The sequence below is a fragment of the Thauera humireducens genome (assembly GCF_001051995.2).
GTDB lineage: Bacteria > Pseudomonadota > Gammaproteobacteria > Burkholderiales > Rhodocyclaceae > Thauera > Thauera humireducens.
This window is the reverse complement of record NZ_CP014646.1, coordinates 2420715-2440946: the sequence shown is the minus strand read 5'-3', so window position 1 is coordinate 2440946 and position 20232 is coordinate 2420715. Positions and strand designations below refer to the sequence as shown.

Annotated in this window: 20 protein-coding genes; 12 read left to right on the top strand and 8 right to left on the bottom strand. The window is 68.7% G+C overall.

Annotated features, from left to right (window positions below; all coding sequences use genetic code 11):
• The first annotated feature begins 51 nt into the window (after positions 1–51).
• The 4 genes from AC731_RS11425 (at position 52) to AC731_RS11410 (ending at position 5067) form a co-directional block, all read left to right on the top strand.
• Positions 52–1122 (top strand): efflux RND transporter periplasmic adaptor subunit, encoded by a 1071-nt coding sequence (locus tag AC731_RS11425; protein WP_048710050.1) that lies wholly within the window; start codon positions 52–54, stop codon positions 1120–1122.
• Between the two features lie 14 nt (positions 1123–1136).
• A complete protein-coding gene (locus AC731_RS11420) occupies positions 1137–4400 on the top strand; it encodes an efflux RND transporter permease subunit (RefSeq protein WP_048706178.1) in 3264 nt (1087 codons plus the stop codon).
• Positions 4397–4621: a YgaP family membrane protein gene (locus tag AC731_RS11415; protein WP_004258324.1), complete on the top strand. Its 225-nt coding sequence runs from the start codon at positions 4397–4399 to the stop codon at positions 4619–4621. Before AC731_RS11420 ends, AC731_RS11415 begins: the two co-directional genes overlap by 4 nt.
• A gap of 125 nt (positions 4622–4746) precedes the next feature.
• Positions 4747–5067, top strand: a complete 321-nt coding sequence (locus AC731_RS11410) for a hypothetical protein (protein WP_004258327.1) — start codon at positions 4747–4749, stop codon at positions 5065–5067.
• A gap of 46 nt (positions 5068–5113) precedes the next feature.
• On the opposite strand, the gene AC731_RS11405 is transcribed toward AC731_RS11410, so the two are convergent.
• Both AC731_RS11405 and AC731_RS11400 read right to left on the bottom strand, forming a co-directional pair.
• Entirely contained in the window at positions 5114–5629 is a 516-nt protein-coding gene (locus AC731_RS11405) for a disulfide bond formation protein B (protein WP_048706175.1), read from the bottom strand.
• 36 nt (positions 5630–5665) lie between these two features.
• The gene (locus tag AC731_RS11400) at positions 5666–6613 is read right to left on the bottom strand and encodes a LysR substrate-binding domain-containing protein (RefSeq protein ID WP_048706172.1); all 948 of its coding nucleotides are present in this window, start codon (positions 6611–6613) and stop codon (positions 5666–5668) included.
• 94 nt (positions 6614–6707) lie between these two features.
• On the opposite strand from AC731_RS11400, the gene AC731_RS11395 reads away from it, so the two are divergent.
• Both AC731_RS11395 and AC731_RS11390 read left to right on the top strand, forming a co-directional pair.
• Positions 6708–7307 carry an FMN-dependent NADH-azoreductase gene (locus AC731_RS11395; RefSeq protein ID WP_048706170.1) on the top strand — a complete coding sequence of 200 codons (600 nt, stop codon included), beginning with the start codon at positions 6708–6710 and terminating at the stop codon, positions 7305–7307.
• Positions 7308–7396: 89 nt separating this feature from the next.
• Complete coding sequence (locus tag AC731_RS11390; RefSeq protein ID WP_048706167.1) at positions 7397–8266, top strand: pirin family protein; 870 nt, start codon at positions 7397–7399, stop codon at positions 8264–8266.
• 33 nt (positions 8267–8299) lie between these two features.
• Here AC731_RS11390 and AC731_RS11385 read toward each other — a convergent pair whose 3' ends face one another.
• Entirely contained in the window at positions 8300–8665 is a 366-nt protein-coding gene (locus AC731_RS11385) for a PilZ domain-containing protein (protein ID WP_048706165.1), read from the bottom strand.
• A 39-nt stretch (positions 8666–8704) separates the two neighbouring features.
• The gene (gene ybiB, locus AC731_RS11380; protein WP_048706162.1) at positions 8705–9622 is read right to left on the bottom strand and encodes a DNA-binding protein YbiB; all 918 of its coding nucleotides are present in this window, start codon (positions 9620–9622) and stop codon (positions 8705–8707) included.
• A gap of 86 nt (positions 9623–9708) precedes the next feature.
• Between ybiB and AC731_RS11375 the strand changes: the two genes are divergently transcribed.
• Positions 9709–10590 carry an NAD(P)-dependent oxidoreductase gene (locus AC731_RS11375; RefSeq protein WP_004258354.1) on the top strand — a complete coding sequence of 294 codons (882 nt, stop codon included), beginning with the start codon at positions 9709–9711 and terminating at the stop codon, positions 10588–10590.
• 11 nt (positions 10591–10601) lie between these two features.
• Positions 10602–11483: an NAD(P)-dependent oxidoreductase gene (locus tag AC731_RS11370; RefSeq protein WP_048706158.1), complete on the top strand. Its 882-nt coding sequence runs from the start codon at positions 10602–10604 to the stop codon at positions 11481–11483.
• Positions 11484–11510: 27 nt separating this feature from the next.
• On the opposite strand, the gene AC731_RS11365 is transcribed toward AC731_RS11370, so the two are convergent.
• The 3 genes from AC731_RS11365 to AC731_RS11355 are packed head-to-tail and all read right to left on the bottom strand — an operon-like array spanning position 11511 to position 14506.
• The gene (locus AC731_RS11365) at positions 11511–12194 is read right to left on the bottom strand and encodes a class II aldolase/adducin family protein (protein WP_048706156.1); all 684 of its coding nucleotides are present in this window, start codon (positions 12192–12194) and stop codon (positions 11511–11513) included.
• A complete protein-coding gene (gene mtnA, locus AC731_RS11360) occupies positions 12191–13291 on the bottom strand; it encodes an S-methyl-5-thioribose-1-phosphate isomerase (RefSeq protein ID WP_048706153.1) in 1101 nt (366 codons plus the stop codon). The genes AC731_RS11365 and mtnA overlap by 4 nt, the downstream gene beginning before the upstream one ends.
• Before the next feature lie 57 nt (positions 13292–13348).
• Positions 13349–14506, bottom strand: coding sequence for a pyridoxal phosphate-dependent aminotransferase (locus tag AC731_RS11355; protein ID WP_048706150.1), 1158 nt, complete (start codon positions 14504–14506; stop codon positions 13349–13351).
• Positions 14507–14670: 164 nt separating this feature from the next.
• Between AC731_RS11355 and AC731_RS11350 the strand changes: the two genes are divergently transcribed.
• From AC731_RS11350 to AC731_RS11340, 3 genes are read left to right on the top strand one after another with little or no spacing between them, the layout of a single operon-like run.
• Positions 14671–14928: a PP0621 family protein gene (locus AC731_RS11350; protein WP_048706148.1), complete on the top strand. Its 258-nt coding sequence runs from the start codon at positions 14671–14673 to the stop codon at positions 14926–14928.
• Positions 14894–16489: a sensor histidine kinase gene (locus tag AC731_RS11345; RefSeq protein WP_048706145.1), complete on the top strand. Its 1596-nt coding sequence runs from the start codon at positions 14894–14896 to the stop codon at positions 16487–16489. Before AC731_RS11350 ends, AC731_RS11345 begins: the two co-directional genes overlap by 35 nt.
• Positions 16486–17880, top strand: a complete 1395-nt coding sequence (locus tag AC731_RS11340; RefSeq protein WP_048706143.1) for a sigma-54-dependent transcriptional regulator — start codon at positions 16486–16488, stop codon at positions 17878–17880. The genes AC731_RS11345 and AC731_RS11340 overlap by 4 nt, the downstream gene beginning before the upstream one ends.
• On the opposite strand, the gene AC731_RS11335 is transcribed toward AC731_RS11340, so the two are convergent.
• Positions 17881–19290, bottom strand: coding sequence for an MBL fold metallo-hydrolase RNA specificity domain-containing protein (locus tag AC731_RS11335; protein WP_048706141.1), 1410 nt, complete (start codon positions 19288–19290; stop codon positions 17881–17883). It abuts the gene before it with no gap.
• Positions 19291–19563: 273 nt separating this feature from the next.
• Here AC731_RS11335 and AC731_RS11330 point away from each other — a divergent pair, with 273 nt between their 5' ends.
• Entirely contained in the window at positions 19564–20193 is a 630-nt protein-coding gene (locus AC731_RS11330; RefSeq protein WP_048706138.1) for an XrtA/PEP-CTERM system exopolysaccharide export protein, read from the top strand.
• The last annotated feature ends 39 nt before the right edge of the window (positions 20194–20232 follow it).

Genomic DNA, 20232 nt, shown 5'->3' with positions numbered 1-20232 from the left:
TAGCTCTGCTACGTGCTTGATCTTCATAAATATAAGCATATACTTATGCGCATGAAGATCTCCCTGATTCCCATGCTTGCGCGTGCGGGCTTCGCGCTCGCTGGCGTGCTCGCGATCGCGTCGGCGCACGCCGAGCTGCCGACCGTGCGTATCGAGTCCCGCGTGCAGGCGGCCAGCCTGGCGGCGGAAGCCAGCATCGAGGCCGTGCGCCAGTCCACGCTGGCAGCGCAGGTGCCCGGTCGCATCGTGGAACTTGCTGTCGATGCCGGTGACCGCGTGCGCAGGGGGCAGGTGCTGCTGCGCATCGACCCCGCAGAGGCCAGTGCGGCGGTGGCGGCGGCCGATGCCAATGTCGCCCAGGCGCAGACCGCGCTGATCAACGCGCGTGCCGAATACGACCGCGCCCGCAGCCTGGTCGAGCGCAAGTTCCTGAGCCAGTCGGCGCTCGATGCCGTTCGCACCCGCTTCGAAGCGGCCGAGGCCCAGGTGCGTGCCGCGCGCGCGGCGCGCGTGCAGGCGTCGACGGTGCAGGGCTATGCCACGGTCGACTCGCCGCTCGACGGTCTGGTCGCCGAGCGCCACATCGAGGCCGGCGAAATGGCCCAGCCCGGCCGGGCTCTGCTCACGGTCTACGATCCTGTGCAGATGCGCGCCGTCGCCGACCTGGCGCCCCAGCGCCTCGCGCTGCTGGGCGACGGACCGCTCAAGGCGAGCGTGGAGCTGTCGGATGGCCGCCTGATCGAGGCGGCCGCCATCACCGTGCTGCCGGCGGCCGATGCGCGCACCCATACCGTCAGGGTCCGCGTCGATCTGCCGGGCAGTACCGGCAACGTGTTGCCGGGCAGCTTCGCCCGCGTTCACTTCCAGTCCGCTGCAGTCCTGCCGCTCGCATCGCAGCCGCTCGTGATTCCGGCCAAGACGGTGCTGCGTCGCGGCGAACTCACCGCGGTGTATGTCGCTGCCGGCCAAGACGGTTTCGCGCTGCGCCAGATTCGCCTTGGCCGTGTCCTGCAGGGTGGCGAGACGGTGGAGGTGCTGTCCGGCCTCAAGGGCGACGAGACGCTGGCACTCGATCCGGTGCAGGCCGGCATCCAGGCCCGCGCGGCCGCGGCCGAGCGCTGAGCCGGGAGGCGATCATGGAAAACCGCCTCGGCATTTCCGGCCGCATCGCGGCCGCGTTCCAGCGCAATGCGATCACGCCCTTGCTGGCTCTGGTGCTGTTGCTGGCCGGCATCTTCGCCACGCTGATCACGCCCAAGGAAGAAGAGCCGCAGATCGACGTCACCATGGCCAACGTGCTGGTGCCCTTCCCGGGGGCCTCGGCGCGCGACGTCGAGGCGCTCGTCGCGCGACCGGCCGAGCAGGTGCTGTCGCGCATCGCTGGCGTGGAGCATGTCTATACCGTGTCGCGCCCCGGCATGGCGGTGATCACGGTGCAGTTCGAGGTGGGCGTGCCCAACCAGACGGCGCTGGTCCGCCTCTACGATACCGTGCATTCGCACGCCGACTGGCTGTCGCCGCAACTGGGGGTGGGAACGCCGCTGATCAAGCCCAAGGGCATCGACGACGTGCCCATCGTCAGTTTCACGTTCTGGACGGCCGACATCGAGCGCGCCGGCTTCGAGCTGCAGCAGGTCGCGCGCGCCACCGAGACCGAGCTCAAGCGCATCCCCGGCACGCGCGACGTCGCCACCATTGGCGGCCCCGGCCATGTGATCCGGGTGAACATGGACACCGAGCGCATGAACGCGCACGGCATCACCGCGCAGGACCTGCGCGGCGCGCTGCAACTGGCCAACGCCTCGCAACCGGCGGGCAGCCTGGTGTCCGGCAACCGTGAGGTGCTGGTGCAGACCGGCACCTACCTCGAGTCGGCAGAGGACGTGCGCAAGCTCGTGGTGGGCGTGGAGGACCGCAAGCCGGTGTTCCTGCGGGACGTGGCCGAGGTAAGCGACGGGCCGGACCAGCCCTCGCAGTACGTCTGGTTCGGCACCGGCGCCGCGGCGGAGCAGAGTGGCATCGCGCAGCAGGGCCTGTTCCCGGCGGTCACGCTCGCGCTGTCGAAGAAGCCCGGTGCCAACGCCGCCGACGTCGCCCGGGCGGCGATGCAGCGCCTCGACAAGCTGCGCGGCAGCCTCATCCCGGAAGGCGTGGAGGTCACCGTCACCCGCGACTATGGCAAGACCGCCAACGACAAGGCCAACCAGCTCATCGGCAAGCTCGCCTTCGCCACCGCCGCGGTCGTGGCGCTGGTGTTCTTCGCGCTCGGCCGGCGCGAGGCGATCATCGTCGGCATCGCGGTGTCGCTGACGCTGGCCGCCACGCTGTTCGCGTCCTGGGCCTGGGGCTTCACGCTCAACCGGGTGTCGCTGTTCGCGCTGATCTTCTCGATCGGCATCCTGGTGGACGACGCCATCGTGGTGGTCGAGAACATCCACCGCTGGCACACGCTCGAGCCCGACACGCCGCTGTGGCAGCTGATCCCGAAGGCGGTCGACGAGGTCGGCGGACCGACCATCCTCGCCACCTTCACCGTGATCGCGGCGCTGCTGCCGATGGCCTTCGTCACCGGTCTGATGGGGCCCTACATGAGCCCGATCCCGATCAACGCCTCGATGGGGATGTTCATCTCGCTGGTCGTGGCTTTCGTCGTGACGCCCTGGCTGGCGCAGAAGATGCTGAAGGGCGTCGATGCCCATCACCACGAGGGCGAGGACAAGATGACCCGGCGCCTCGACGGCGTCTTCCGCCGCATCATGACGCCGATGCTCGACGCGCAGCGCGGCGCCCGCAACCGGCTGATGCTGTGGCTCGGGGTGCTGGCGCTGATCGGCGCCTCGGTGGCGCTGCCGGTGGTGCAGCTCGTGGTCATGAAGATGCTGCCCTTCGACAACAAGAGCGAATTCCAGGTCGTGCTCGACATGCCGGTGGGCACGCCGGTCGAGGACACCGCGCGCGTGCTCAACGAGATCGGCGCGCACCTGGCGACCGTGCCCGAGGTCACCGACTGGCAGTCCTACGCCGGCACCGCTGCGCCGATCAACTTCAACGGCCTGGTGCGCCAGTACTACCTGCGCAGCGCGCCGGAGCAGGGCGACATCCAGGTCAATCTGGTCGACAAGACCGCGCGCAGCCGGCAGAGCCACGAGATCGCAGTGTCGGTGCGCGAGGCCGTCACCGAGATCGCGCGCCGCAACGGCGGCAACGCCAAGGTGGTGGAAGTGCCGCCCGGTCCGCCGGTGATGTCGCCGATCGTCGCCGAGATCTACGGCCCGGACTACGACGGCCAGCTCGAGGTGGCCCGGCGCGTGCGCGCGGCGTTCGAGTCGACTGCCGACATCGTCGGCGTGGACGACACGGTGGACGAGGACGCGCCCAAGCTGGTGCTGCGCGTCGATCAGCCCAAGGCCGCGCGCATGGGCGTGGCGCAGGCCGACATCGTCGAAGTGGTGCGCCTCGGCCTGTCGGGCGAGAACGTCACCCCGGTGCATGGCGGCGACAACAAGTACGAGATCCCGGTGCGTATCCAGCTGCCGGCGGTACGCCAGTCCGAGGTCGGCAACCTGCTGGCGATGCAGGTGCGTGCCCGCGATGGCAAGCTGATCGCGATCTCCGAACTGGTGCAGGTCGCCGAAACGCGGCGCGAGCAGATCCTGTACCGCAAGGACTTGCTGCCGGTGGTCTATGTCACCGGCGACATGGGCGGCAAGCTCGATTCGCCGCTGTACGGCATGTTCGACATCCGTTCGCGCGTCAATGGCATGGCGCTGGAGGGCGCGCCGGGGCTGCACGGCACGCTCGGCGAATGGTTCATCCGCCAGCCCGACGATCCCTACGCCGGCTACCAGCTCAAGTGGGACGGCGAGTGGCAGATCACCTACGAGACCTTCCGCGACATGGGGGCCGCCTACGCGGTCGGCCTGGTGCTGATCTACCTGCTGGTGGTGGCGCAGTTCCGCAGCTATCTGGTGCCGTTGATCATCATGGCGCCGATCCCGCTCACCATCATCGGCGTCATGCCCGGCCATGCGCTGTTCGGTGCCCAATTCACCGCCACGTCGATGATCGGCATGATCGCGCTGGCCGGCATCATCGTGCGCAACTCGATCCTGCTGGTGGATTTCGTCAATCAGCAGGTGGCTGAGGGCATGGCGTTCGGCGAGGCGCTGATCCGCGCCGCGGCCGTACGCGCCAAGCCGATCGGTCTCACCGCGCTGGCGGCCATGATCGGCGCCATCTTCATCCTCGACGATCCGATCTTCAACGGTCTGGCCATCAGCCTGATCTTCGGCATCTTCGTGTCCACCGTGCTCACCCTGGTGGTGATCCCGGTCCTGTACTACGCGGCCATGCGCGGCCGCATCGCCCGCCTGCAAAACCCCGAGGAGAACTCCGCATGACCACCAATGAATACGTCCGCGCCTTCGCCGGCGGCTTTGTCCTGATCTCGCTCGCGCTCGGCGTCGAGGCCTCGCCGCTGTTCGTCAGCCAGCATTTCCTGTGGTTCACCGCCTTCGTCGGCGCCAACCTGTTCCAGAGCGCCTTCACCGGCCTGTGCCCGCTGGTGAACATCCTGCACAAGCTCGGCGTCAAGGACGAGAAGGCAAGTTGTTCGAGCTGAGGCGGGCCGGATGCGCCCGCACGGCGTGATGTTGTGCACGCCGGCGCGCAAAGCCCTGCGCGCGGCAGCGCTGCTGGCGGCTGGTGGCGCTAGAATCGCGTAATTCTGATCTGCCCCGTACGCACATGAACATGAAGGACATTCCGCCGTACCAGGATCGACGCCTCGACCGGCGGCTGCCGCTGGGCTGTCCCGCCTTCATCGCGCTGCGTAACGGCGAACGGGTCGATGCGGTCTGCGTCGAGATCGGGGTCGGCGGAATGACGCTGCATGCGGCCTATGTGCCGGGGCGCAACGAAGTCATCGACGTTGCGGTGCTCGGGCCGCAGGGGTCGCCCACGCCCGACCGGCCGCCGCTCATCACCAAGCTCGAAGTGATCCGCTGCAACGCCCTCGGTGATGGCCGGTACGAGATCGGCGGGCGGATCGTGCGCGTGGTCGATTAAGTCCGGCGCGGCGGTTCAGATCAGGGTTCGCGCCTCAGGGCGCGCCTCAGCGGGCCGGCTCACGCCGGACCAGCATCCACAGCGCGAAGGCCACGGTCGCCGAGAAGGTCACCAGCGACCAGTTGGCGATCGACAGGCCGAGGAAGGTCCAGTCGATGGCGGCACAATCGCCTGCGCCGCGGAAGATCATCGGCAGCGCCTCGCCGAGCGGAAAACTCTCCAGCATGAACTCCAGCCCGGGCCCGCATTCCGGGATTTCGGGCGGGTACAGCTGCATCCAGGTCTGGCGCGCGGCGATGCTGCCGCCGGTCAGCGCACCCAGGCCGATCAGTCCCGCATAGACGCGGCTGCCGGTCTGCCCCGGACCGTGCAGCCCACCCACCAGCGCAATCAGGGCGACGCCGAGGAAGGCATAGCGTTGCATGATGCACATCGGGCAGGGTTCGAGACCCTTGACGTGCTGCAGATAGAGACCGAAGCCGAGCAGCCCGATGGCGGTGACGAAGAGGGCGAGGTAGAGCACGCGCGCCGGCAGGCGCAGCAGGGTTTGGAGCAGGGGCATCGTGTTTCGCATTCCAGGGCGGGCGCCCATTGTAGGTCATGCTCCCTCGGAGCGCGGCGTGCCGGCAGAGGTTCCCAGTGCGGTCTGCAGCATGTCGAGGAAGGCGCGCGTCTTGGCCGGCATCAGCCGGCGGCCTGGAAACACCGCCCAGGCGCTGTGCGAGGGCAGGCACCAGTCCGGCAGCACGCGGCGCAGTTCGCCCCGGCGCACATAGGGTTCGGCGAAGTAGTCCGGCACCGCGGTGATGCCGGCGCCGCCCCGGGCCAACCGGATCAGCAACTCGGGCGAGTTCGCCGTAATGCTGCCCGGCGGCGTGCCCTGCCAGCGGTCCTCACCGCGTATGAGCGTCCAGCCGACCGGTTCGCCGGTCCGAGCCAGCAGCCGCAGCGCCCGGTGCGTGTTGAGCACCTCGGGCCGGTCGGGCTCACCATGCTCGGCGAGATAGGTGGGTGAGGCGTACAGCCCGTTGGGGAAAACGGCCAGGCGGCGTGCGGCGAGCAAGGCGTCGTCTGGCAGCTCGCCCATGCGGATGGCCACGTCGAAGTTCTCGCCCAGCAGGTCCACCCGACGTGGCGACAGATCCAGTTCCAGCGACACCGCGGGATGCAGCGCCGAAAAGGCCGCGAGGGTGTCGGTCAGCAGCAGGTTGGCGAAGTCGCTCGGCATCGACACCCGCAGTCGTCCGCTCGGACGCGCCTGTCGGCTCTCGGCCAGCGCCTTCACCGCGTCGATCTCGCTCGCGACCTGGCGCGCGTGCTCCAGCAACGCCTCGCCGAACTCGGTCAGCGTCAGGCGGCGTGTCGTGCGAAGCATCAGCCGTTCGCCGAGGCGTTCTTCGAGCTGCGAGATGCGCCGCGAAACCGTCGATTTGGGCAGGCCAAGGCGCTCGGCGGCGGCGGTGAAGCTGCCGCCTTCGGCCACGCGGGCGAAGATCAGCAGGTCGTTGGGGTCGTATTGTTCCGCCTGCGGGACAATGTTGCGCATAAAGGTGGGTTAATGATTATGGTCGGCACGATTAGACTCTCATCACCGTCCTGGAACAAGACCCGGACCTCAACAGCCCCCTCGGAGAGCGAACATGAACATCCTGCAGATCAACGGTAGCGCCCGCAGTGAAGGCGCCAACTCCACCCGTGTCGCCAACGACATCGTCGCCCGCCTGAAGGTCGCCAATCCGCAGGCGAAGCTGGTACTGCGCGACCTGGCCCGCAATCCCGCCCCGGTGGTCGACGAAGCCGCGCTCGGCGCCCTGTTCACCCCGGCCGAGCAGCGTACGCCCGAACAGGCCGCCCGCGTCGCGCAGAGCGATGCGCTGATCGCCGAGGTGCAGGCCGCCGACGTCATCGTCATCGGCGTGCCGATGTACAACTTCAGCATCTCGGTTCAGCTGAAGAACTGGATCGATGCCATCGCCCGCGCCGGCGTCACCTTCCGCTACACCGAGAACGGCCCCGAAGGCCTGATCAAGGGCAAGAAGGTCATCCTCGCCTTCGCCCGCGGTGGCCGCTACCGTGGCACGCCGGCCGACACGCAGACCCCCTTCCTGCAGACCGTGCTCGGCTTCCTCGGCATGACCGACCTTCGCCTTGTCTATGCTGAAGGCCTGAACATGGGCGAGGACGCGGCGCAGCAGGGCTTTGCCGAAGCCGAGGCCGACATGGCCGCAGCGCTGGCCTGATCGCCGGGCAGCCGTCCCACCAGGATGAGGCCGGGCGCCACGGTGCCCGGCACATTTCCGATACCCGTCCCGACTCGAGGAGAGCCGTCATGTCCATCCGTCCCACCGAAACCGTCATCCGCCCGCGCAACGTCGAGCGTCTCGTCGCCGGCCAGGCCACCTCGGATGGCGCGGGGGTCAAGCTCACCCGTGTGCTGACCCAGCCGCTGCAGCGTCGGCTCGATCCGTTCCTGATGCTCGATGCCTTCGGCAGCGACAGGGCAGATGACTACATCGCCGGTTTCCCTGACCATCCGCATCGCGGCTTCGAGACGGTGACCTACATGATCGCCGGCCGCATGCGGCACCGTGACAGCGCTGGCCACGAAGGCCTGCTGGAGAACGGCGGCGTGCAGTGGATGACGGCAGGGCGCGGGGTGATCCACTCCGAGATCCCGCAGCAGGAAGAAGGCCTGATGGAAGGCTTCCAGTTGTGGCTGAACCTGCCGGCCAAGGACAAGCTGTGCGCCCCCTGGTACCGTGATTTCGCGGGTGACGAGCTGCCGCGCTTCGCGACCGGGGAGGGCGTCGAGGTCACGGTCATCGCGGGCGAAAGCCACGGCGTCGTCGGGGCGGTCACGCGCGAAACCACCGCGCCGCTCTATCTCGACCTGCACCTGCCGGCCGGTGCGTGCTTCACGCAGGCACTGCCTGCGGGGCACAACGCCTTCGTCTATGTCTATCGTGGCGAATTGACGCTGGGCGACACGCGGGTGCCGGCCAGGCGCATGGCCATCCTCGCCAACGACGCGGGCAGCGACGGTGTGCATATCGTGGCCGGACCCGACACCCGCGTCCTGCTGATCGCCGGCCGTCCGCTGAACGAGCCGATCGCGCAGTACGGGCCCTTCGTCATGAACACCGAGCAGGAAATCTACCAGGCGGTGGCCGATTACCGCGCCGGCCGCCTCGCCACCTGACTGCCGCGGGCGGTGTCGACGTCAGCGCTGCGATCACTCGCGTCGCAGCGCGACGAACTCCCGCTCGAGCAGGCTTGCGTCGCCCAGGTTCAGTTCGAGCAGTCGGCGCAGATGGGTGATGCTGTCGATGTCGATCGAGGACCACACCAGGCCCAGGCGGTCCGCTTCGGCATGGGCGACCGACCCTTCCATGCGCACCACCGAATCGCCGTCGTCGAGTACGAGCTCCAGGGTACAGACTGCCCCGGTCGCCACCGCGAGCGCCTGCTCCGGCCGTAGCAGCGCGCCCTTGAGCGACAGGTCAACGACTTCGCAGCCCGTACGCCTGCCGTCAAGGAGAAGCTGTGCGCCGTGGTGGAACTGGATGCGGGCAAAGTGCCGCTGATCCGGTGTGTGCATGTGCTGCCTCCGGGGTCGATCCGTTGAAATGAATGTCGCTCAGGCGGTCGCCAGTTTCCTCAGCGTCGCCACCTGCGCCAGGATGGGCGCGGGGATGGCAGCTTCTCCGCGCAGCATGGCGTGGATGAGTTCGGCGTTTTCGCGCACCGATGGTGCATCCGGCAGCCCGGCCAGCGGCGGCGCGCCGCCATCCTCGCCCGCCACGCCGATCGACGCCTTGCCGTCGACATACACCTGCATTTCCGGGCAGCGTCGCGGATTGGCATAGATCTCGCCCTCGGTGCCGCGCAGCAGCATCGACCGCCCACCATCGACGCGCAGGAAGGCATCCATGCGCTCGAGATATTCCGGATGCGTCACGGCAACCACGCGCACGCTGCGTCTGCGGCAGGGGTCGAGCAGCTTGGCGACGGTGTGGCCGCTGGCGCGCACCCCCATGCGCGTGCGCAGCGCCAGCAGCGGATCGAGTCCGGGCAGCAGCTTGTCGACGCCGATGCAGGCGAGCCGGTCCGTCGCCAACCGGCGTGATGCCTCGTCCGCGCTGGTCGCCGGCTGCAGGCCGAGGGCCGCGAGCAGCTCGAAGGGACTGACGCGGGTCTCGAAGTCGTGGCGGCCCTGGATCAGCACCGGCACGCCCTCGCGCGCCAGCAGCATCGCCACCAGCGGCATCAGGTTGGCCTGCCGGCGTGCGCCGTTGTAGGTCGGCAGGACGACGCAGCGCGGGCCGTCGGGCACGGCGACCTGCACCGTGCGCGCATCCATCGCCTGCTTGAAGCCGATCAGTTCGTCGAGCGATTCGCTCTTGATGCGGAAGGCGATCAGGATGGCGCCGAGCTCGATGTCCGGGACCTTGCCGTCGAGCATGTCGCCGAACAGCGCGGCGGCGGTGGCGGTGTCGAGCGAACGCGCGCCCTTGGCGCCCCGTCCGATTTCCTTGATCATTGGGCCGTAGTTCATGGCGGCGATTATGGGCAGGTTTGCACCGCCCTGCCAGCCCGCCGCGCGTGTCGCGCATCGAACCCCGGACAAGGAGATACACCCCAATGGATGTCGGATTCATCGGCCTCGGCCTCATGGGGCGGCCCATGGCACTCAACCTCATCAAGGCCGGCCACACGGTACATGTATGGAGCCGGCGGCGTGCGTCGATGCAGCCGCTGCTCGAGGCCGGCGCGGGTGACTGCGCGAGCGCCGCCGAGCTTGCGCGCCGCGCGCCGGTCACGATCAGCATGGTGGCCGATGCGCCCGATGTGGAGCAGGTGACGCTTGGCGCGGACGGTGTCGCCGACGGCGCGTCGGCCGGCCACATCCACATCGACATGAGCACGATTGCGCCGGCCGCTGCGCAGTCCCTCGCCGAACGTCTGGCCGCGCGCGGCGTGACGGCGCTCGATGCCCCGGTGTCGGGCGGCGAGATCGGCGCGATCAACGCGACGCTGACGATCATGGCGGGCGGCGATGTTGCTGCGTTCGAGCGCGTCCGGCCCCTGTTCGAGGCGATGGGGCGGTCGGCCACCCACATTGGCGCGGCCGGTGCCGGCCAGGTCGCCAAGGCCTGTAACCAGATCATCACCGGCGTGGGCGTGGCTGCGGTGGCCGAAGCCCTCAACTTCGCCCACAAGAGTGGCGTCGATGCGGCCAAGGTGCGCGAAGCGCTGCTGGGCGGCTTCGCCTACTCGCGCATTCTGGAGAACCACGGCCAGCGCATGCTCGATCGAAACTTCAAGCCCGGTTTCAAGGCCTGGATGCACCAGAAGGACCTGCGCATCGTCATGGACGAGGCCCATCGCCTCGGTCTGGCGCTGCCGTCGTCGGCGGCGACGGCGCAGATGTTCAACGCCATGGTCGGCAGCGGCCTGGGCGAGGACGATTCGATCGCGATGCTGAAGCTGCTCGAGCGCATGAGCGGCAGTGCGGACGAATGAGGGCATCGCGAATGAAAGTCGGATTCATCGGGCTCGGCGTGATGGGCGAGCCGATGGCGCGCCACCTGCGGGCTGCGGGGCACGACCTGGCGGTGTGGGCGCGGCGCCCGGCGTCGGCAGCAGCGCTGGTCGCCGAGGGGGTGCCGCTGTACGCGACGCCGGCCGAACTGGCCGCGCGCAGCGAGGTGGTGATCACCATTGTGACCGCCAGCGCGGACGTCGACGCCCTGGCCTTCGGCCCGGATGGACTGGCCGCAGGCTTTGCGCCCGGTGCCATCCACGTCGACATGAGCACGATTGCGCCGGCGATGGCGCGTTCCCTGGCCGAACGCCATGCCGCGCGTGGCATCGGTTTTGTCGATGCGCCGGTGTCCGGTGGCGGCCAGGGGGCTCGCGACGCAACGCTGGCGATCATGGCGGGCGCCGAGGCGGACGTGCTTGAACGGGTACGCCCGCTGCTCGCGGCGATGGGCAAGCGCATCGTCCATATCGGCCCGCCGGGTGCCGGCCAGGTGGCCAAGGCCTGCAATCAGATGATCATGGTGGCCGCCATCCAGGCCTGCGCCGAGGCCATGCGTCTGGCCGACGCGCACGGGGTGGATCTCGCTGCGGTGCGCACGGCGCTGTCGGGTGGTTCGGCGGGATCGCGGGTGCTCGAGGTGATGGGGGCGAAGATGGTGGAACGCGATTTCGCAGCCGGGGTCGAGGCACGGCTCCATCACAAGGATTTCGCCCTCCTGATGGACGAGGCGGCACGGCTTGGCGCGCCCTTGCCGGTTGCCGCCCAGGTGTGGCAGCAGCTCAATGCGCTGATGGGGGCAGGCTGGGGGCGGGACGATACGTCCAGCCTGTTGCGCGTGCTGGAGGCCGCTTCGCCGCGCGGCGCGGGCTGAGCGGCTTGCCGGACGCGGCGGCTGCGCTCAGCTGCGCGGCTTGCCGTACCAGCGGAAGCGTTCCAACACCTCGGCCATCTCGGCCGCCGACAACAGCACGGGCGCACCGAGTTGCAGCGTGCGCCAGTACTGCTCGCACAGGGTCTCGAACTCGATCGCCAGCGCCAGCGCGTGCGTGAGGTCGCGACCGAAGACCACCATGCCGTGATTGGCGAGCAGGCAGGCACTGCGATCCTGCAGTGCGGCGACGGTCGCATCCGACAGCGCCTGGGTGCCGAAGGTGGCATAGGCGGCGCAGCGGATGGTGCTGCCGCCGAAGCGCGCGATCATGTAGTGGAAGGGCGGGATCTCGACGCGCTGGCAGGCGAGTGCGGTGGCGAAGGGCGAATGCGCGTGCAGCACCGCACCCGCGGCCGGGAAGGCGGCGTAGATGTCGCGGTGCAGTTGCCACTCTGACGAGGGCGCGAGCGGACCGTGGTAACTGCCGTCGGCTTCGGCCACGGCCATGTCCTCCAGCCGGCAACGCTCGGCCGGTACGCCGCTGGGCGTGATCAGCATGCGTACGGTCGCGTGTGCAGCGCCGGGCAGGCGCACGCTGGCGTTGCCGGCAGTGCCGACGTTCAGGCGTGCATTGCCCATCGCGCGCAGGGTGTCGAGCAGCGCGCTGCGCAGTCCGGCATCCTCCCGGTCGTCTTCCTTGTCTGCGCTCATCGTGCCGCCTCCGGATACAGGGTCGCCAGCTCGCCTGCGGCCGCGATACCGCGCTCGGTGACGATGCCGCTGATCAGCGCTGCGGGCGTGATGTCGAAGGCCGGGTTGGCCGCGCGCGTGCTGGCCGGTGCCAGGCGGACCTCGGCCAGCGTGCCGTCGTCGGCCAGGCCGCGCAGCACGCAGACTTCGTCCGCGCCGCGGTCCTCGATCGGGATCGCGCGGCCGTCGGGGCAGGCGAAGTCGAGCGTGGAGTGGGGCGCGGCGATGTAGAAGGGCACTGCCGCGGCCTGCGCGGCGAGGGCCTTCAGGTAGGTGCCGACCTTGTTTGCGGTGTCGCCGTTGGCGGCGATGCGATCGGCGCCGGTGATCACCATGTCCACCTCGCCCTGCATCAGCAGCAATCCGGCGGCGTTGTCGGCGATCAGCGTGTGCGGCACGCCGGCCGCGCGCAGCTCCCATTCGGTGAGCAGACCCTGGTTGCGCGGGCGAGTCTCGCTGACGAAGACCTCCACCGCGATGCCGGCGGCCTGCGCGGCATAGATCGGCGCCAGCGCCGTGCCGGCGCCGCAGGTGGCCAGCCAGCCGGCGTTGCAGTGCGTCATCAGCCGTACCGGGCCGGGGCGGCGCGAGGCGATGCGTTCGATGATCGCCAGGCCGTGGCGGCCGATGGCGTCGCAGGTCGCGGCGTCGTCGGCGCGGATGGCCTCGGCCTCGGCCCAGGCTGCGTCGAGGCGTTCGGCGCGCGCCAGTGGCCGCAGGCGGCGCGCCATGCGCGCCAGTGCCCAGTGCAGGTTCACCGCGGTCGGACGGGTGGCGCCCAGTACCTGCAGCGCACGGCCCAGGGCGGCGTCCTCGCTGCCCTCGTGCAGCAGCGCCAGGGCTACGCCGTAGGCCGCGGTGGCGCCGATCAGCGGCGCGCCGCGCACCTGCATGCTGCGGATGGCGTGCGCGGCATCGGCGAGGGTGCGCAGCGTGCGTGTCTCGGTGCGGAAGGGCAGCAGCGTCTGGTCGAGGACGAGGACCTGATCGCCCTCGCGGCGCAGGGTCGGGATCGGCTGGACAAAGGTGGGCTGTGTGAGGGCTGGCTGGGCGGTCATGGGCGGCGGTTCATGCGGGTAAGGGGCAAGGGTGCGTGGCAAGCGTGTCCCGCGCGCTCACACGCGCAGCAGCCGCTCGCAGGCGGCACTCAGCGTGGCCTCGTTCTTGGCAAAGCAGAAGCGCACGATACGGTCGTCGCGGCCGTCGGCAAAGAAGGCCGACACCGGGATCGCGGCGACGCCGACCTCGCGCGTCAGGTGCTGGCAGAAGGCGGCGTCGCCGAGCGCCGAGATTCCGGTGTAGCGCGCGAGCTGGAAGTAGGTGCCGCGCGAGGGCAGCAGCTCGAAGCGTGAGCCGGCCAGCGCGTCGCGGAAGAAGTCGCGCTTGGCCCGGTAGAAGGCCGCCAGCCCGAGGTGGCGCGAGGCGTCGGTCATGTAGTCGGCGAGCGCGAGCTGCACCGGGGTGTTCACGGTGAAGACGTTGAACTGGTGAACCTTGCGGAACTCGGCCATCAGCTCGCGCGGCGCGACGATGGTGCCGACCTTCCAGCCGGTGATGTGATAGGTCTTGCCGAAGCTCGAGACCACGAAGCTGCGATCCGCCAGCTCGGGGTGGGCGGCGCAGCTGGCATGCGTGGCGCCATCGAAGACGATGTGCTCATAGACTTCGTCCGCCACCACGACGATGCCGGTGTTGCGCGTCAGCGCGGCCAGGTGGTCGAGGTCGGCCCGCGTCCAGACCGTGGCCGTGGGGTTGTGCGGGGTGTTGATCATGATCATGCGCGTGCGCGGCGTGATCGCGGTGGCCACCACTGCCCAGTCGGGCCGGTAGTCCGGTGCGGCCAGCTGCAGGCGCACTGGCGTGCCGCCCGCGAGTTCGATCGCCGGCACGTAGGCGTCGTAGACCGGCTCGAACACGATCACCTCGTCGCCCGGCCGCACGCAGGCCGTCACCGCGGTGAACAGGGCCTGCGTGGCGCCCGCGGTGATCGTGATCTCCGATTCGACGTCGTAGCGCGTGCCGTACAGCGCCTCCACCTTGGCAGCCACCGCCTCGCGCAGGGGCAGGCAGCCCGCCATCGGCGCGTACTGGTTGTGACCGGCACGCATCCAGTGTGCGACGCGCTCGAACAGCAGGTCCTCGGCGTTGAAATCGGGGAAGCCCTGCGACAGGTTGATCGCACCGCATTCGTGCGCAAGGCGCGACATCACGGTGAAGATGGTCGTGCCGACGCCGGGCAGGCGGGATGCGACAGGGGCAGGAAAGTGGGGCATGGCGTAAGCGATTGCGGAAGGATCGGGCATTGTCGCAAAGACCGCGTGGCGATGGCAGCCGCTGACGCCCTCGGTCCGATCCGCTGCCGGGGGCGCAACCCTTGCGCATGTTAGAATCCGGCCGTTCCAATCCAGCCCGCGAGTGCCTTCTCGCCCCCTGAATCGTGCGCAATCTGCTCATCCTCATCCTCGTCGTGGCCGGTATCTGGTGGGTGCAGCGCGCGATCGCCCGTGCCAAGGAGCGGGCTGCGGCAGCGGGCCGGAACGGCCGCAAGACGGGCGGGCGTGCCGTTGCCGCGCCGGAGCGCATCAGGGAATGCGCGCACTGCGGCCTCAACGTCCCCGAATCGGAGGGCGTGCGCGATGGCGACCGCTTCTACTGTTCAGATGCGCACCGTATCGCCGGACCCCGTGCCGACTGACGTGCGCGAGGCCTCGGAGCGTTCGCGCCGCCTTTCGCTGCGCTACTTCAACCTGTTCCGGCTGCTCCTCGCCGGCCTGTTCGTCGTCGCCGGGCGCGAATTCGGCCTCGGCAACGAAGCGCCGCTCGTCTTCAACGTCATCTCCATCGGCTATCTGGCCGCGGTGCTCGCGCTCGGCTTCCCCGATGCCCAGCGCCGCTTCGGCGTCGATCGCGTCATCGCGCTGCAGGCCATCATCGACATCCTCGCGCTGTCGGTGATCATGTGGGCGAGCGGCGGCTACCGCAGCGGCATGCCGGTGCTGATGATGGTGATCCTGGCCGGGGCCGGGCTGGTCGCCGAAGGGCGCATGGTGCTGTTCTTCGCCTCGATCGCCACGCTCGCGGTACTGGTCGAGAATGCGTGGCGGCTGGCGGTGGGCGGCCATTCGGTGGATTTCCTGCAGGTCGGAATCTTCTGCACCGGCTTCTTCGGCATCGCGCTCGTCGCGCGCCTGCTTGCCCTGCGCGCGCAGAACAACGCCTCGCTGGCCGCCGAGCGCGGCGCGCTGCTGGCCAAGCAGCAGGCGGTGAATGAACGCATCATCCGCGACATGCAGGACGGCGTGATCGTCGCCAGCCAGGATGGCCGCGCGCTGCAGGCCAACCCGCAGGCTGCGGTGCTGCTGGGCTTGTGCGAGGCGGGACCGGCGATGATCGAAGGGCGTCGCCTGACCGACATCGACGCGGCCTTCGACGAGGTGCTGCTGCGCTGCGATGCGGACGAGGGCCGGCTGCTGCGCATCGGGCCGGCCGGCCGGCTGCTGCGTTGTCGCGCGGTGTGCGGCGAGCCGGGAAGCGCCGCGGCCGGCGACACGCTGATTTACCTGACCGACTTCGAGGACATCCAGCGCCAGCTGCAGCAGATCAAGCTTGCCGCGCTCGGCCGCCTCACGGCCAGCATGGCGCACGAGATCCGTAATCCGCTGTCGGCCGTCACCCAGGCGGCGGAGCTGCTGGCCGACGAAAAGCGCGCCGCGATGCAGAGCCGCCTGGTGCGCATCATCAACGACAACGCCCTGCGCATCGAGCACATGATTCGCGATGTGCTGGCGCTCGGGCGCCGCGAACAGGCCTTGCCCGAGGCGCTGCCGCTTGCGGCGTTCGTGGCCGGGGTGATCGACGAGCGCGTGTTCCGCCATCCGGAGGAGCACAATATCGTCGACGTCGACATCGATCCGACGCTGACCTTCGCGATCGACCGTGCCCATCTGCACCAGATCCTCGACAACCTGCTGGCCAATGCCTGCCGCCATTGTTCGGGCAAGCCCGGCGCGGTGCAGCTGCAGGCCTTGCCGCAAGCAGGCGGGCGCATCGTGCTGCACGTACGGGACGACGGGCCGGGGCTGGATGAAGCGACACGGCGACATCTTTTCGAACCCTTTTTCACGACCCATCCCAAGGGCACCGGGCTCGGGCTCTACATCGCGCGCGAACTGGCCGAGGCCAACGATGCCACGCTGGAGCTTGCGGCAGCCGGGCCGGGTGCGAACTTCATGCTCAGCGGGCGCCAAAGACCATGACCGTCACCGAACGCCGCAATCGTCCCGATTCGATCGACGTCCTCGTGGTGGACGACGAGGACGACATCCGTGAACTGATCGAGCTGTCCCTGATGCGCATGGGGCTGGGCTGTGACACGGCCGGTTCGGTGCAGGAGGCACGTGCGCTGATCGAGCGTCGTCGCTACCGCCTGTGCCTGACCGACATGCGCCTGCCGGACGGCGACGGGCTCGAACTCGTCGAGTTCATCCAGGCGCGCCAGCCGAGCACGCCGGTGGCCGTCATCACCGCGTTTGGCAGCATCGAGACCGCCATCCGTGCACTCAAGCTGGGTGCGTTCGACTTCGTGACCAAGCCGGTCGAGCTCAAGCGCCTGCGGGAGCTCGTCACCCATGCCCTCAAGCTCGAGCCTTCGGCTGCTGTCGTCGCGCCCGGCGGACGCACGCTGATCGGCAGTTCCCCCGCCTTCCTGCAGCTACGCGCGCAGGCCGAGAAGCTCGCGCGCAACCAGGCGCCGGTCTTCATCCACGGCGAATCCGGCACCGGCAAGGAGGTCATCGCGCGTCTCATCCATGGGCTCGGCGCGCGCGCCAACGGCCCCTTCGTGCCGGTGAATTGCGGTGCGATCTCGCCCGAACTGATGGAAAGCGAGTTCTTCGGCCATCGCAAGGGCAGCTTCACCGGCGCAGCGACCGACAAGGAAGGGCTGTTCCAGGCCGCGAGCGGCGGCACGCTGTTCCTGGACGAGATCGGCGAGCTGCCGCTGGCCATGCAGGTCAAGCTGCTGCGGGCGATCCAGGAGCGGGCCGTGCGGCCCGTGGGCGCACATGCGGAGGAGCCCGTGGACGTGCGCATCCTGTCCGCCTCGCACCAGGACCTTTCCCGGCTCGTGGCCGATGGCAAGTTCCGTCAGGACCTCTTCTTCCGCATCAACGTGATCACGCTGCGCATCCCGCCGCTGCGCGAGCGCGCCGAGGACATCCCTGCGCTGGCCGAGCACATCCTGGCCCGGGTCGCCGAGCGCGAAGGCGGCCCGCCGCGCCGGCTTTCCCCGGCGGCGATGGTCGCGCTGCAGCGCCATGATTTTCCGGGCAACGTGCGCGAACTCGAGAACCTGCTCGAGCGCGCCTGCGCGCTGTGCGAAGGCGACGAGATCGGGCCGGACGACATCGACCTGCAGCCGGCCTGCTTTTCCTCTGCGACCGCCAGGCCCGACGCAACCGCAGCCGAGACTGGCTCCACGGCTGGGGCGGATGCTGTCGAGCATGACGGTCACGACACCGAGGTCGAGCGCATGCGGGTGCTCAAGGCGCTGGAGGATACGCGCTGGAACCGTTCGGCGGCGGCGCGCAATCTGGGCATGACCCTGCGCCAGTTGCGCTACCGCCTGCAGAAGTGGGGCATGGAGTAGTCAGGCCAGCACGCGCACCTGGCTGCCGGTTGCTTGCCGCAGGTGCGCGGCGAAGGCCTCGCGCACTGTGTCCTCGCCATGCACCAGCCGCACTTCGGCGGGCAGGTGGCGCATGCGGGTGATGAAGCGGGTGAGGTCATCGCGGTCGGCATGGGCCGAATAACCCGACAGCGTGTGGATGCCGGCGCGGATCGCGATGCGCTCGCCGTCGAGGTCGACATGGCCGCCGCGCGGGCCGTAGGTCTGGATTGCATGGCCCGGCGTGCCGCGGGCCTGGTAGCCGACGAACAGCACGTTGTGGCGTGCATCGTTCAGCATCGCCTTCAGGTAGTTGACGACGCGCCCGCCCGTGCACATGCCGCTGGCGGCGATCACGATCGCCGGTTCGCCGCTGCGCGCGAGGCGGCGGACGTTGGCGAGATGCGCGTCGTGCGCATCGATCGCGACCAGTTGCGCGTCGTTCAGGGGTTCGCGGCCGGCGCGCACCCTGGCCTTCGCTTCCGCATCCCAGAAGGGCTGGAGTTCGCGGTAGAGCATGGTGAAGCGGCTCGCCAGCGGTGAGTCGAGATAGATCGGAAGCCCGGCCCAGCGCGCCGCGTTGGGACCGGGCTTCTGGCGCTGGCGATGCAGGATGTCCTCGAACTCGTACAGCAGTTCCTGGGTGCGGCCGATGCTGAAGGCGGGGATGATGACCGTGCCGCCGTCTTCCAGCGCGCGCTCGACCACGGCGCGCAGGCGTTCGCGGCGCGATTTGCGGTCCTCATGCACGCGGTCGCCGTAGGTGCTCTCGAGCACGACGATGTCGGCCTGCCATGGCGGTTGCGGGGCCGGCAGCAAGGGCGCATGCGGCGCGCCCAGGTCGCCCGAGAACAGCACGCGTCGGCGCGTTGGCCAGGCACTGCCAGACAGTTCGACCTCGACGTAGACCGAGCCCAGGATGTGTCCGGCGCGCTGCAGGCGGATGCGGCAGGTGGCCGTGGCGCTGCGGTAGAGCGTGTGCCACTGGCGGTAGGGCTGGGGGCGCAGGCGTGCTTCGATCATCTGCAGGTAGCGCTCCACCAGGCGCTTGTCGCGGGTCACGCTGATCTCGAATGCGTCGGCGAGCACGGTCGGCAGAAGGCGCGCCGTGGGTTCGCTGCACAGGATCGGCCCCTTGAAGCCTGCGGCCAGCAGCCAGGGCAAGCGGCCGCAATGGTCGATATGGACATGGGTCAGGATCAACGCCCCGACGTGGTCCACGGGAAAGGGAATCTCCAGCTGGTCGGGACCCGACCGGCCGTCGGGCGCCGTTTCCGCACCCTGGAACAGGCCGCAATCGACGAGCAGGCTGTTTGTGCCTTCGATGAAGAGCTGATGACACGAGCCGGTGACGCCGTGACGGGCGCCGTGGTGGAGAATGGTCGGGTTCATGACATCATTCTATATGTCATGTGAGATCGCAGGCGAGCCCTGCAGATTGCCGCAACGATTTGCCGTACAAATGCTGATATTTGCTTGTATTGTTTTTCAAACGGCAAATACGTTGAAATCTCCGTCACTTGCGCCGATTTTTGGGTAATCCGGTCGAACCGTTGTCACGTCAGTGTGCAATTGTTCCTGCCGGCTGCATTTGGCGACTTCGTAGGATGTAATGGCGGCATGTCGACGTATCATATGGCGCATTCAAAACAGGGAGCCCCGATCATGAAGATGTGTGTTTCGTCCGTGTGTGGCCGTGTCTGGCAGGTGGTGGCCTTGGCGCTGGCCGGGCTGCTGCTGTCTGGATGCGCGACGTCTTTCCCGCCCGCTCCTGCGTCGGCAGCCGATTCGGAATACAACTACGTGATCGGGCCGGGCGATAACGTCAATATCGTCGTCTGGCGCAACCCCGAACTTTCGATGTCCGTGCCCGTGCGCCCGGACGGCAAGATCACCACGCCGCTGGTGGAGGATCTGCCTGCAATGGGCAAGGACGCCACCACGCTGGCGCGCGACATCGAGAAGGAACTGGCGAAGTTCATCCGCGACCCGGTCGTCACGGTCATCGTCACCGGTTTCGTCGGGCCTTACAGCGAGCAGATCCGCGTGGTCGGTGAAGCCGCCCAACCGCGCATCCTCCCTTACAACCAGAAGATGACCCTGCTCGACGTCATGATCGCCGTGGGCGGCATGACCGAGTTCGCCGACGGCAACAGCGCCACCATCCTGCGGACCGCTGAGGGCAACAAACAGTACAGCGTCCGCATCAAGGATCTCGTCAAGCGTGGCGACGTTTCGGCCAACGTCGAGATGCGCCCGGGCGACGTCCTGATCATTCCGCAAAGCTGGTTCTGATTCGCCAGTCCACCAACCTCCGGGGCTTCGCTCGTCCTG